At 36.8% G+C, this 13,299-nt stretch carries 11 protein-coding genes; 6 read left to right on the forward strand and 5 right to left on the reverse strand.

The genetic code is table 11. The features are described 5' to 3' along the window. Positions 1–94: 94 nt before the first annotated feature. Both AC2CGN_RS19725 and AC2CGN_RS19730 read left to right on the forward strand, forming a co-directional pair. Entirely contained in the window at positions 95–730 is a 636-nt protein-coding gene (locus tag AC2CGN_RS19725) for a YigZ family protein (RefSeq protein WP_429980342.1), read from the forward strand. Between the two features lie 147 nt (positions 731–877). Then, a complete protein-coding gene (locus AC2CGN_RS19730; protein ID WP_429980341.1) occupies positions 878–1,936 on the forward strand; it encodes an LCP family protein in 1,059 nt (352 codons plus the stop codon). A gap of 391 nt (positions 1,937–2,327) precedes the next feature. Here the strand turns inward: AC2CGN_RS19730 and AC2CGN_RS19735 are convergent, their stop codons facing one another. The 3 genes from AC2CGN_RS19735 to AC2CGN_RS19745 all read right to left on the reverse strand — a co-directional run bounded on the left by AC2CGN_RS19735 (position 2,328) and on the right by AC2CGN_RS19745 (position 4,829). Next, positions 2,328–3,206 carry an IS3 family transposase gene (locus AC2CGN_RS19735; protein WP_484515772.1) on the reverse strand — a complete coding sequence of 293 codons (879 nt, stop codon included), beginning with the start codon at positions 3,204–3,206 and terminating at the stop codon, positions 2,328–2,330. Next, positions 3,206–3,499, reverse strand: coding sequence for a transposase (locus AC2CGN_RS19740; protein WP_427505128.1), 294 nt, complete (start codon positions 3,497–3,499; stop codon positions 3,206–3,208). The genes AC2CGN_RS19735 and AC2CGN_RS19740 overlap by 1 nt, the downstream gene beginning before the upstream one ends. 250 nt (positions 3,500–3,749) lie before the next feature. Further along, positions 3,750–4,829, reverse strand: coding sequence for a glycosyltransferase family 4 protein (locus AC2CGN_RS19745; RefSeq protein WP_429984332.1), 1,080 nt, complete (start codon positions 4,827–4,829; stop codon positions 3,750–3,752). Between the two features lie 224 nt (positions 4,830–5,053). On the opposite strand from AC2CGN_RS19745, the gene secA2 reads away from it, so the two are divergent. Continuing rightward, positions 5,054–7,420, forward strand: a complete 2,367-nt coding sequence (gene secA2, locus AC2CGN_RS19750; RefSeq protein ID WP_484515774.1) for an accessory Sec system translocase SecA2 — start codon at positions 5,054–5,056, stop codon at positions 7,418–7,420. Then, on the forward strand, positions 7,420–8,322 hold the full coding sequence (locus AC2CGN_RS19755; protein WP_054770184.1) for an accessory Sec system S-layer assembly protein: 903 nt from the start codon (positions 7,420–7,422) through the stop codon (positions 8,320–8,322). Before secA2 ends, AC2CGN_RS19755 begins: the two co-directional genes overlap by 1 nt. A 47-nt stretch (positions 8,323–8,369) precedes the next feature. Here the strand turns inward: AC2CGN_RS19755 and AC2CGN_RS19760 are convergent, their stop codons facing one another. Continuing rightward, positions 8,370–9,284: a C40 family peptidase gene (locus AC2CGN_RS19760; RefSeq protein WP_429984330.1), complete on the reverse strand. Its 915-nt coding sequence runs from the start codon at positions 9,282–9,284 to the stop codon at positions 8,370–8,372. Between the two features lie 250 nt (positions 9,285–9,534). Here AC2CGN_RS19760 and brnQ point away from each other — a divergent pair, with 250 nt between their 5' ends. Further along, the gene (brnQ, locus tag AC2CGN_RS19765) at positions 9,535–10,854 is read left to right on the forward strand and encodes a branched-chain amino acid transport system II carrier protein (protein WP_484515776.1); all 1,320 of its coding nucleotides are present in this window, start codon (positions 9,535–9,537) and stop codon (positions 10,852–10,854) included. Between the two features lie 92 nt (positions 10,855–10,946). Continuing rightward, a complete protein-coding gene (locus AC2CGN_RS19770) occupies positions 10,947–12,332 on the forward strand; it encodes a S41 family peptidase (protein WP_484515778.1) in 1,386 nt (461 codons plus the stop codon). A 41-nt stretch (positions 12,333–12,373) separates the two neighbouring features. Here the strand turns inward: AC2CGN_RS19770 and AC2CGN_RS19775 are convergent, their stop codons facing one another. Next, a complete protein-coding gene (locus tag AC2CGN_RS19775; protein ID WP_429980335.1) occupies positions 12,374–12,973 on the reverse strand; it encodes a TetR/AcrR family transcriptional regulator in 600 nt (199 codons plus the stop codon). Between the last annotated feature and the right edge of the window lie 326 nt (positions 12,974–13,299).

The raw sequence follows: 13,299 nt of genomic DNA on the forward strand, positions 1-13,299 counted from the left end.
CTACACCTATTATAGCATCACAATGATAAAAATTAATGCTTTTTCTTCATGAAAATTATAGAATAAAACCCTAGATTAAAGGAGAATGTCACATATGAGAGAAAATTATTTAACTGTAAAAGGATATGGAGAAAGCGAAATTGTAATTTCTAAATCACGCTTCCTTACTTATATAGAACGTGCAGAAACGGAAGAGGATGCAATTTCTTTTATTGATCGCATAAAAAAATTGCACCATAATGCGACACATAATTGCTCTGCTTATCTAATTGGTGAGCATGATCATATTCAAAAAGCGAATGATGACGGGGAACCTAGTGGTACAGCTGGCGTCCCTATGTTAGAGGTCCTAAAGAAACAGGGCTTAAAGGATACAGTCGTTGTGGTTACACGTTACTTTGGTGGCATAAAACTTGGCGGTGGCGGTCTTATCCGTGCATACGGTAAAGCAACAACTGAAGGATTACTTGCAGCACAGGTTGTTGAACGCAAACTTCATCATTTTATGAAAATCGCCATTGACTACACTTGGCTAGGTAAAGTAGAAAACGAAATTCGAGGTTCTTCGTATACGTTAGAAGAAATTCGATATTTGGAAGGTGTAGAAATTGTTGTATCTGTGCTAAAAGAAGAGGAAGAACAGTTCCGAAACTGGATAACAGAAATGACAAATGGGCAAGCGAAAATTTCTTTTGAAGAAGCTCGATTTATCGAATTTGTTGTGAAATAAATAGTTTTAATTGTCGAAAGCTTAATATCCATAGTATAATTTTAATATTGAGCTATTTTATCAATCACACATTCTTTTAGGTTCTTTGATAAAAAACTAGTTTCATCGCTCTATTATTCCCAAAATTCAGAGGAGAATATACTAAATATGAAAAATAGAATAAATAATAAAAACAAGAAGCGCTCTAAAACTTCTTTAATTATAAAAGTTTCCCTTCTTCTTGTGGCTAGTTTACTAATTTGCGCATCAGCTTATGGTGTCTATATCACAAAGCAAGCGGAGCATGCAGCAAATTCAGCACATGAAGAATTAGAAGGTCGAGATGTTTCTACACTACGAGAAGAAAAAGTAGAGCCTGTACATGATAATGTATCCATCTTGTTTGTGGGCGTGGATGATAGCGAAAATCGAGGTCAAGGTTCTGATAACTCTCGTTCCGATGCTCTTATTTTAGCAACACTAAACAACGAAACTAAAACAATTAAAATGTTAAGTATTCCTCGCGATTCATACGTTTTTATCCCAAAAGTAGGCTATGAGGATAAAATTACTCATGCTCATGCATACGGTGGCACATTGGCAACAATCGATACAGTAGAAAAGCTATTAAATGTTCCTATCGATTATTATGTTCGTATGAATTTTAATGCCTTTATCGATGTGGTGGATGCATTAGACGGCATCGAAGCGGAAGTACCATATAAGCTACACGAAAAGGATGAATTCGACCGAAATTCCATTAATCTACAACCTGGTCTACAGCATTTAAATGGTAGTCAAGCTCTAGCTCTAGCTAGAACACGTAAGCAGGATAGTGATATTGAACGTGGCAAACGTCAGCAAGAAATATTAACAGCCATTATCAATAAAGTTGCTTCTGTTAAATCCATTACAAAATACGATGATGTTATTAGAGCACTTGGTGATAACATGAAGACCAATATGACATTTACTGAAATGAAGTCATTCCTATCCTATTTAACACAAGGCATGCCGCGTATTGATTCTTTAACATTAGATGGTGTTGATGATATGTCTACTGGTGTTTATTACTATCAATTAAATCAGCAATCGGTTGATGAAGTATCTGAAATACTTAACAACCATCTTGATGCTAATAAAACGTCCTCTAGCTTAACGAATAATAATCATGATAAAGTGAACGCGGCTGGAGATGAGGAAGCAGATAATAGAAACGCCCAATAACTAAAATAAGAGCCTTTCCACGATATTTTGTGGAAAGGCTTTTTATATGGGATACTTTTGTTTTGTGTCGATTCATTGTATCTCGCTATCTTGGGTTATAGGGGCTTTGATTTTGGCAATCTGAGCGATTTTCATCTATCCCTGAGCAGTTTCCTCACCTACCCGAGCGATTTCCATTTGGTGCTGAGCAGTTTTCCTTACTACCTGAGCAATTCCCAACCGGACCTGAGCAGCTTTCCCTGCTACCTGATCAATTCTGGTCTTCTGTCAAGAAAGTGGACATAAAAAAGTGAGAGCTTTAAAGCTACCGCACTGCGTTTGGTGGGCAATGGAAGTCAATTGTTCAAAGAGCTCGAACAATTGATTTCCATCGCTTGAAACGGTTTTGAGATTAACTTGCGTGTTTCTGTAACGTCAAGCGTTCAAATTGGTTCGGTGAACGATAGCCAAGGGTCGAATGTCTTCTACGTTCATTATAAAAATTTGAAATATAGCCATTTATCGCTTTGAAGGCTGCTTTCTTTGTTTGGAATTTTTGGCGATAAATCATTTCTTTTTTTATGGTCGCATGAAACGATTCAATGCAGGCATTGTCATACGGGTCACCTTTTTTACTCATACTAATTTGGCAACCATGCTTTTTTAAAAGTTCGATATATTCCGTTGAACAGTATTGCGCCCCTCGGTCTGAATGATGAATGAGTCCTTTTTTTGGTCGGCGTATGAAGAACGCTTTTTTCAAAGCTATTAACACTAAATCTACTTTCATATGATCGGCCATTTCCCACGCTACAATTTTACGAGAATACAAATCCATAATACTCGCTAAATACACCCATCCCTCCAGCGTTCGGATATAGGTAAAATCAGCGACCCATACTTGATCTGGTTCTTCCACATAAAACATGCGTTTCAGTATATTCGGATACACCAGTGCATCATGATTTGAATCTGTTGTCGTCACATAGCTTCTCGGCTGTGTTGCGCACAGTTCCAGTCCTCGCATGATATTTGCCACTGTTTTTTGTGAAAGCGGATAACCCCATTCCAACAGATCTTTATGTACTCGCGGGCTGCCATACGTACCATAGCTTTCATGAAACGATTGTTTAATTTTTTGTGTGACTTTCATTTTATATTCTTCTTTTTCTGTTATCGGTGCTGCCTGTTTTGCCAACCATTTATAATAGCCACTCGTCGATACTTTTAGAACACGGCACATCTTTACAATCGAAAACTCCCGTTTATGCGCTTCAATAAATTCAAACACTACTGCGGGTTTTTGGCAAAGATGTGCATCGCCTTTTTTAGAATGGCATTCTCCTCTTCTAAGTCACGAAGTTTCTTTTCATAAGTCGCTTCTAACTTCTTTAGCTCCGAAGGGGTTATATATTTCACGTCGCCATTTTCTTGCTTTTTTCCATCACGATACTTTTTTACCCAGCGATGAATAGAAGATTCCCCAATCCCTAATTCATACGATAATTCTGTTACTTTTCGATTTTCTTCTACTACTAATTTCACAACATAATCACGATATTCTTGGGTTATTTTTTTAGTCATTCGGTACACGTCCTTTAAAATAGTTATTTCTATCATAGCTACTCTCAGTTTTCCGTGTCCACTTTTTATACTAACCTCAATTCCCAACCGGACCTGAGCAGTTTTCCTCGCGACCTGAACATTACCCTTTTAGAGCAGTTTTCTTCTACACCTCGAGGCTACTTCTTGATTCAATTTCATAGCTAGTCCTTCGCTATTTTCAACCACCAAAAAAGCAACCACACATAAACATGTATGATTGCTTAATATTTTATTTATTAAATATCCGAACAAAGTTCAGTAATGGTTTGTAGTTTTTCCCTGCTAGTCCAATGACTTCAACAAAGATTTCAATTGCCGTTAATATGACAGCGATTAGTAAAATAGCGCCCCATACTTTTGCCATGGAGAAAATGATGGCTGCTAAACCAAACATCATTGCAATTCCATAAATAATAAGCACTGTTTGGCGATGTGTGAAGCCCATATCCAGTAAACGGTGATGTAAGTGTGATTTATCTGGATCAGACCATTTCTTCTTCATCCGTACACGGCGAACAATTGCAAAGAATGTATCAGAAATTGGTACTCCCAAAATGATTACTGGAATAATCAAAGCCACGAATGCGACATTTTTAAATCCAAGTAATGCAAGGACAGAAATCATAAATCCGAGGAACAGCGCTCCTGTGTCACCCATAAAGATTTTGGCAGGGTGGAAATTATAAAATAAAAAGCCGAATGATGCTACTGCTAATATAGCGGCAAGGACCAAAACAAACATATTGCTCATAATAAAGGCCATGATTGCTAATGTTATAAGGGCAATCGTTGAAACACCTGCAGCTAGACCGTCTAAACCATCGATTAAATTTATAGCATTTGTAATGCCAACAATCCACAAAATTGTTAAAGGAATACTTAGTAATCCAAAATCTAAAACTCCGACGAATGGTAAGTTAATTGTATCAATTTGAATACCACCCACAAAAATAATAATAAGTGCTGCTGCAAGCTGACCTAGCATTTTGGCCTTTGCAGAAATCTCACGCATATCATCTATAACGCCTGTTGCTACAATAATACAGGCACCAATTATGATTGCCAATAAACTATATTTACTAACATTCCATGGTAGTACACCGTTTGAAGTTAAATAAGGATACAGTATGGCAACACCTATTAAAAAAGCAAGGAAAATCGCCAATCCGCCAAGTCTTGGCATAATTCGTGCATGAACTTTTCGATAGTTTGGTGCATCAACCGCACCTATTCTGAACGCTAATCGTTTAACTAGTGGAGTTAACAATATGGAAGCAACAAATGCTACTATTAAAGACACGTAAATCATGTCTCTCCTCCTCAAAAAATAATCTACATTGGAATCCAAATTGATTATAGCACGAACTGGCAACGAAATATACTTTTTCTATTTATTTTCCACCAATTCACAAAAATTATTCCTTACTTTTAATATGGTAGATTACTGTATGTCAAATGTAGTCACCATTCGTAAAATTTGATAGAATAATGAGGTGTCTAGCATTTAGACAACCTAAAAGGAGCGTATATTTCATGTTCTCAATTTTTAAACGTAACGATGAGCAAACTAGTGCTCGTCAATTAAAACGCTACTATAAAATAGTAGATCAAATTAATAATCTTGAAGAAAAATATGTCAACAAGTCAGATGCAGAATTAAAAGAGATGACTGTTGTTTTCAAGAATCGTTTAGAACAAGGCGAACCGATTACATCAATCATCCCAGAAGCATTTGCTGTTGTACGCGAAGCCTCAAAACGTGTATTAGGTATGCGTCATTTCGATGTACAACTTATTGGCGGCCTTGTTTTAACGGAAGGCAATATTGCAGAAATGCCTACAGGTGAAGGTAAGACGCTTGTCGCCTCCCTTCCCTCCTATGTACGCGCATTAGAAGGAAAAGGTGTTCATGTCATCACCGTGAATGATTATTTGGCGAAGCGCGACTATGAACTAGTTGGCCAAATTCATCGATACCTTGGCTTATCAGTTGGTTTAAACGTTCCAATGATGGAGCCAGATGCAAAAAAAGAAGCATATAATGCAGATATCACTTATGGAGTCGGGACTGAATTTGGTTTTGACTACTTACGTGACAACATGGCTCATAGCTTAGCAGAGAAAGTTCAACGTCCTTATCACTTTGCCATTATTGATGAAGTAGATAGTGTACTAATTGATGAGGCAAAAACGCCACTAATTATTGCTGGAAAAATGGCTGCGAATGATGAACTACATCGTATTGCCTCTATGCTTGCGAAACGTTTCAAAGCTGAAGTAGATTATGACTTTGATGATGAAACAAAGGCTACTTCATTAACAGACAAGGGCATTGAGAAGGTTGAGGCTGCCTTCAATGTTGAGAATTTATATGATCTTGAACACCAAACACTTTATCATTATGTTATCCAAGCTGTGCGTGCTCATGTCATGTTCAAGCGTGATGTTGATTACATTGTTAAAGATGACAAAATCGAGCTTGTAGATATGTTCACTGGTCGTATTTTAGAAGGTCGCTCGCTTTCGGATGGCTTACATCAGGCCATTGAAGCTAAAGAAGGTGTGACGATTACTGAAGAAAACAAAGCACAAGCACAAATAACGATTCAAAACTATTTCCGCATGTATCCGAAGCTTTCTGGGATGACGGGTACGGCGAAAACACAAGAAAAAGAAATACGAGAAGTGTACGGCATGGAAGTTATTCAAATTCCTACAAACCGTCCACGCCAACGTGTCGATAAGCCTGATATTATATTTAGCACACAGGAAGCGAAATATAAATACGTGGCAGCTGAAGCAAAACAACGCCATGAGAAGGGACAACCTGTCTTAATTGGTACAACATCTATTTTACAGTCTGAAACAGTTGCTGATTACTTGAAAAAAGAAGGCTTATCATTCCAATTGCTGAACGCAAAAACAGTTGAGCAAGAGGTTGAACTTATTTCTCAAGCAGGTCAAAAAGGACGTATTACAGTAGCGACAAATATGGCCGGACGTGGTACAGATATTGTGCTAGGTGAAGAAGTACATGAGCTTGGCGGCTTATATGTTATCGGTACCGAAAAGCATGAAAGCCGTCGTGTAGATAATCAGCTTCGTGGTCGCTCAGGTCGTCAAGGTGATGTTGGTGAAAGCCGCTTCATTCTCTCTATTGAAGATGATATGTTCCGACGTTACGCAAAAGAAGAAGTTGAAAAATTCTCTGCAAAAATGGTTGTTGATGAAAAAGGTATTATCCAAAACAAAGATGTACAAGAGCTTATTAACCGCACACAACGAATTGTTGAAGGCTCCCAATACGGAATGCGAGAATACAATTTAAAATTGGATGATGTTATTAATGATCAGCGTACAGTTATTTACGGTCTACGTGACAAAATTTTAGCTGGCGAGGATTTATTAGAACAATTGAAGCAAATGTTCTACGAAACAGTAGATTTTGCAGTACGTGATGCTTCACCAGAGGAATTACCTTCAACTGAATGGGATTATGATGGTATGGAAAAAACATTAAACAGTCTATTCCTTACACCTATCACAATCGATAGAGAGGTTGGAAAGGTGATCCCAATTTTAGATTCACTACAAAAACCCGTAGATGAGCTAACAGCAAAAATGGAAAAATTCGCAGAAAACGACCGAGTTATTTCAATCATTCCCCAAGTAATGCTGAGTTATTTAGATAGTGGCTGGGTAAAACATTTAGAAGCAATGGCACACTTAAAAGAAGGTATTGGTTTACGCCATTATCAACAAGAAGATCCTATGCGTATCTATCAGCGTGAAGGTTTAGAGCTATTCGCTAAAAACTTCCAAGAATTACGTCGTTCTATAATTATTGAAATCACAGGCTTTATGAAAATGATTGAAACTGAACAGGAGGTACAACAATAATGGGTCTATTCTCATTCTTTAAAAAGTCCGATAAGCTTGGACAAGAAAATACAATTGATTCTAAAGATTTACTAGAAAATATTAAGGTAGAAAATACAGACGATGATCGAGATGTTGAAACGAAATTGTCATTTCATCCAGATTGGGATGTTCCGCAAGAGCAGAAATATATCTTTAACTTCCTTGCAAATGAACTAGAGCCGCTTAAGCCTAACCAATTATCTCTTTCTTCTATTAGTATTGATCCAGACCCACGTACTGGGAAATGGTTAGTACGTGCATTTTTCCGTTCTTCATTAGCTGAAGAAATTGAACTAGGTGAAATTGAGCTATTCATCATGGATAAAAATGATGAGCTCGTAGCAACGAAAAGGTTCGACTTTAAGGCACTGGGTACAATCCCCGCTGAAAGTGCTCGCCCATGGGTATTTGAATTTGAAAAATCAACAATCAAAGTCGATGAAATACCTGAAGAAGGCTGGAAATTAGCTTTTAATCTAGTATCATTACGTGAACATCAGCTAGAATTAGACCCAACATGGGAAAAACAATTGCCAGATGCACAAAAAGAAGAGCTTGCTAAAATCGTCAAAACATTGCCAAAGCTAGGCGAAACAGAAGTCAATTTTACTGGACTCCAAGCCAAGTTTGCTAACAACGGAAGTTTAAACGTCTCTATCTTTATTCGTAATGGCCATAGTAAAGCTATTAATCTTGAACAGCTTCCTTTAGAAATAATTGATGCCAGAGGTAAACAAATCGCTAAAGGCTCCTTTAATATGGACCCTGTTTTAACTGTTCAGCCTAACTCTACAAAGCCATGGACATTCATTTTCCCACCACAACTAGTCAATCCAAAAGGTGCAGATCTTTCCCGCTGGACAGCACGCGTAACGCAATAAAAAGCAAAAATCCTCTTATTCTTTCAGCAAAGAATAAGAGGATTTTTTTACTTCAATAGATCAAATCGTTTATAAGCGACCAATCTGCTTGACCAGTAAGAGTATGTCACATCAGAAATTTCAACTCCATCTGTTCCTGCATGGACAAATTTATTATTCCCAAGATAAATACCCATATGGGATATTCCTTCTTTATATGTGTTCTCAAAAAATACTAAATCTCCAGCTACTGGGGTCTTTACATGTGATGTATTTCCATAAAAATACCCTTCACTACTATCTCTTCCAATTTTCAACCCACTTTGATTAAAGGCATAGAAAATAAAGCCACTACAGTCAAGCCCCTCAGGAGTATTACCACCGTAAAGATAGGGTGTCCCTACCAACAAATTAGCTACCTCAATTGTTTTCTTATAGATAGCTTGTCCACTCAATGTTGGATCCTTTGTCGTTACCTTTGAAGGCGTTCCCGTATTTGAAGTCACATTATTATGTATTGTTTCACCCTCAGGGATGGATGCAACAGGAGACACCTTTAATACTTGTCCAATGTAAATAGCATCTGTTGTTAATTCGTTCCAATCCTTAAGCTCTTTTAATGTCACATTATATTGCTTAGCAATTTTTGATAATGTGTCACCTTTAACGACCGTGTAGGAAGTACTAATAGGCTTTGATGGTGTTACTGGTTTTGTTGTCGATGACGATGGATTTGATGGTTTCACTTCTTGATTCGAAGGTTGCTTTGTAACCTCTAGTTTTTGGGCTACATAAATCGTATCCTTCGTTAGATTATTCCATGTTTTGATATCTTGTATCGTTACTTGATGGTTTTGGGCGATTTTAGATAGGGTATCCCCTTTTTGTACAGTATAAGTTGCTGCTTCTGCAGTCTGTAATGCGAAAAATGAAGTAGCGATAGTACTTAAAGCAAGGATTCTCCACTTTTTTGATTTTTGCATACCCAATTGCCTCCGTTCATGCTAAAATAATTCCTTGTGTGTCTATCATACTAGATATTTAATTGTTCAGAAATCGGAAATACTGACTATTTTTCAAACAATCTATCAAACTTATAGGAAATGACAGATTCCGACTATATTACAATAGTATTATAATTGCAAGATTAGACTGAATATGGTAATATACACTTCTGTATTTAAAATTTTTAGAAAGTTTTATTTTTTCAATTTTAAAGGAGTTTTAAATTTTATGAAAAACATCATGCTTTTCATCAAAAAAAATTTAGCAGTAGGTTTACTTCTATTTGCCCTGTTCTTAGGAGCTGGGAATATAATTTTTCCACCGTTATTAGGTCAACAGGCTGGTGAGCATATCCTAACAGCAATGATTGGATTTTTAATAACAGGTGTTGGTTTACCTTTACTTGCAATAGTAGCTGTAGCAAAAGCGGGTGGCGACTTGCAATTGCTCGCTAACCGTGTGAGCCCTACATTTGGCGTTATTTTTACGTCCATTGTTTATTTAGCGATTGGGCCATTTTTCGCTGTTCCACGGACAGGATCCGTATCGTATGAAATAGGGATTGTCCCTTTTCTTCCAGAGGCAGCAACAGATCATTGGGCACCGCTATTCATTACCTCTGTCTTATTTTTTGCTTTAATACTCTATTTAGCCATCAATCCTTCAAAGCTTGTAGATCGAGTAGGTAAAATACTAACACCAGCACTCTTGGCTGTTATTTTATTATTAGCAGTTAAAAGCTTTATTTCGCCAATGGGTGAAGCAGGCAATGCTGTTGGAAAATACACCGTAACCCCTTTTGCTGAAGGCTTTGTACAAGGTTATTTAACAATGGATGTACTAAGTGCGCTTGTTTTCGGTATCGTTATCTTACAAGCATTGCAGGGCATGGGTATGTACGATAGGAGAAAGCAGGTCAATACAACAGTATTTGCAGGCGTTGTAGCTGCTCTTGGTTTATCATTTGTTTACATCTCACTTGGCCATATTGGAAACACTAGTATTGATGCAATCGGCGCCTTAGATAATGGCGGAAATATTATTGCAAAATCAGCAGAAGCACTATTTGGCAGATTAGGAAACGTAATTCTATCTATTACTATTTTACTAGCCTGTATATCGACAGCAGTAGGTTTACTTACTGCAAATGCTCAATATTTTAACAAGTTATTCCCAAGAATCTCATATAAAACATTTCTAATCGTTTTCACTATTTTTAGTACGGCAATTACAAACGTTGGTCTTTCTACAATTATTAGTGCATCTCTGCCAGTTTTATTAATGATCTATCCATTGGCTATGGTGTTAATGGTATTATCACTTTTCGATAACTTCTTTAAAGGTGGACAAATTGTTTACATTCTAGCATTAATTCCAACATTTTTTGTTAGCTTGTATGATGGTTTCAAGGAAATGGATATAAAAATATCACTATACGAGAGAATCTTAAAAATTCTACCTTTGTATGAGCAAAATCTTGGATGGCTTGTACCCGCATTAATAGGTGCTTTTATTGGTTTAATAATTCATAAAATTCTTAAAAGATAGAATCTCTCTCCCGTACTACTAAAATGCCTCTTTCCTATTCGCGGTTATATGGAAATTCATGTATACTAATAGTATTAGAAAAGAGGTGTCCTATGAAAAAAATAGTGTGGTCTTTCATATTTATGTTAAGTTTTTTCATCATTCCATTTACCAACACGCAAGCAGCTAGCAATGAACAACCGCTTGTCAAGGAAATCAAAGAAATTATTAAAGAAAATTATGTTGGTACGATTAAAGGTGATTTGCAAAACGCAAAAACAATTCCCGAAATGATTGATATGTTAGACCCTTATTCCACGTATTTTACGAAACAGGAATTTGAAGAATTTATGAATAGCATTAACCTAGCAACAATTGGTATTGGCGTTATCATTGAGGAACATGAGGATGGTATTCATATTTTACAGGTAATTGACAATAGCGGTGCTTCTGATGCTGGCGTTATCGCTGGTGACATCATTACCGAAATTAACGGTCAATCTATCGTAGGACGCTCTACCCAAGAAGCCTCATCCCTATTAGTTGGCGATGAAGGTACTAAGATCGATATCACATTGCAAAATGCAGATGGCAAGACTTCCACAAAATCTATTACAAGAAAAAAATTCACCCTACCGAATGTGGAATCGGAATTATTATTCGGAGATGTTGGTTATATTGCCATGTCTTCTTTCTCAGAGGATGGGGCGAAACTTGTAAAAGATGCACTTATTCAATTAAAGCAGCGAGGTGCAACTTCCTTTATTTTAGATTTACAAAACAATGGTGGTGGCTATGTAGAAACGGCAGAGGAAATTACAGGCCTTTTCTCAAATGCAAAAATCGCCTATTTACTTGAGGAAGCACATGCCTCTTATGAAGTTCGAGCAGTCCGCCAAAACGAAAAGTTTCCTGCGAATACACGTATTTTAGTTAATCGTTATAGTGCAAGTGCTTCTGAGATGCTAGCCGCTTCTTTACAAGATCAACAAGCTGTTATTTTGTATGGGGAAACAACCTATGGAAAAGGAGCTATGCAAGGCTTTTTTGAACTTCACGATGGTAGCTATTTAAAGCTAACTGTAGGGAAATTTACAGGTCCCTTAGGTCAAACAATAAATGAAGTAGGGGTCAAGCCAAACATCACGACTAAGACAGCACCTATTTTCCAGGCTCATTATGATGCATTAAAGGAACAATATAAGGATTACAAAGAGCTTACAGGATTAAAAAATGTAGCAAATACTAAAACATTTACGGTGAAATTTTCACAAGCGCTCACATCTAAAATCGCTGATGGCAGTGTACAACTTGTTGCTTTAGGTGGTGCTGAGGTACCGGTCAATACTAAGGTTGATGGCCATTCATTACTTGTGACACCATCCCAACCACTAAACACCGGACAAGAATATATGCTTCTTGTACATCCATCTGTTCAGCAACAAACAGGCAGTAAGCTTCAAAAAGGTATATACTTGCATATTTCAGTGAAAAACTAAAAAATCCGCCTCATCTCTTTTTATAGATGAGGCGAATTTTTTTATGTATTTCCAGAATAATCTCTCAAAAAATATAAATGAATCACATCTTTTGCTAAATCAACTGGCTGTTTTTTTTGTTCAAACAAATGGGTGACTATTAACCGCTCTAAAGACCCCACAAAACTATCTACCATTATTAGACTATCAACTCTATAAGATTGTAATATATGCATACAATCATGTAGATTTATAAGATGAAGAAAATGCTCTGAAAGTTGAGATTTAACTAAATGTGACTGGGTCGATTCTAAAAAGCCTATTTTCGTCAAAGTTGGATTTTCGATTATGTAGATGAAGATCAGCGTTATTTTTTGTTCTAATGCTCTTATAAAACCTGCGAATCCCTTTTCAACTTGCCCTGATGATTTATTCATGATTTGATCAAATTCATACAAAAATCTTCTATTCAGATCGTTATAGAGAGAATCCTTACTTTCAAAATATAAATAAAAAGTAGGCTGTGTGACATTGGCTGCTTTTACAATATCACTTATTTTTGTCTCATGATAACCTTTCATAGAAAATAGCTCCATCGCTTTTTCAAGCAATAATTGTTTACTCCGTTCACCATTCGAATTAATCTTTCTACCTCTTGCCATGCTTTCCACCTTATCTTTGTTTGTGTAGATATAATCTCTGAGCAATATTAAATATATGCCCTATTTTAAATACAAACTTCTTTGAATGTTCGCAAAATATCCGTGACACTGGATCAATTTCGCCTTGGCGTAATTGCGTCCGGATTTTGAATTGTGCGCGCACAATTCATTCCTTTGAAAATCCGTGACATCCGCCGGAGGCTTTATCTTCATTCAGTAGGTGTTTGGTCATCCACTGAAAAGGAAACAAAACCGCATTCATCTCACCACCTGAAGAGATGGATGTCTTCTGCTGAATGGAGATAAAATTAATTATAATACAGACC

The organism is Lysinibacillus sp. DFXJR4, assembly GCF_057196045.1.

Bases quoted from the DNA above. Each gene is read 5' to 3' on its own strand.
- AC2CGN_RS19770 (WP_484515778.1), top strand. From the start codon at position 10,947: ATGAAAAAAATAGTGTGGTCTTTCATATTTATGTTAAGTTTTTTCATC.
- brnQ (WP_484515776.1), top strand. From the start codon at position 9,535: ATGAAAAACATCATGCTTTTCATCAAAAAAAATTTAGCAGTAGGTTTA.
- AC2CGN_RS19760 (WP_429984330.1), bottom strand. From the start codon at position 9,284: ATGCAAAAATCAAAAAAGTGGAGAATCCTTGCTTTAAGTACTATCGCT.
- AC2CGN_RS19775 (WP_429980335.1), bottom strand. From the start codon at position 12,973: ATGGCAAGAGGTAGAAAGATTAATTCGAATGGTGAACGGAGTAAACAA.
- AC2CGN_RS19740 (WP_427505128.1), bottom strand. From the start codon at position 3,499: ATGACTAAAAAAATAACCCAAGAATATCGTGATTATGTTGTGAAATTA.
- AC2CGN_RS19745 (WP_429984332.1), bottom strand. From the start codon at position 4,829: ATGATTTACGTGTCTTTAATAGTAGCATTTGTTGCTTCCATATTGTTA.
- AC2CGN_RS19730 (WP_429980341.1), top strand. From the start codon at position 878: ATGAAAAATAGAATAAATAATAAAAACAAGAAGCGCTCTAAAACTTCT.
- AC2CGN_RS19725 (WP_429980342.1), top strand. From the start codon at position 95: ATGAGAGAAAATTATTTAACTGTAAAAGGATATGGAGAAAGCGAAATT.
- AC2CGN_RS19755 (WP_054770184.1), top strand. From the start codon at position 7,420: ATGGGTCTATTCTCATTCTTTAAAAAGTCCGATAAGCTTGGACAAGAA.
- secA2 (WP_484515774.1), top strand. From the start codon at position 5,054: ATGTTCTCAATTTTTAAACGTAACGATGAGCAAACTAGTGCTCGTCAA.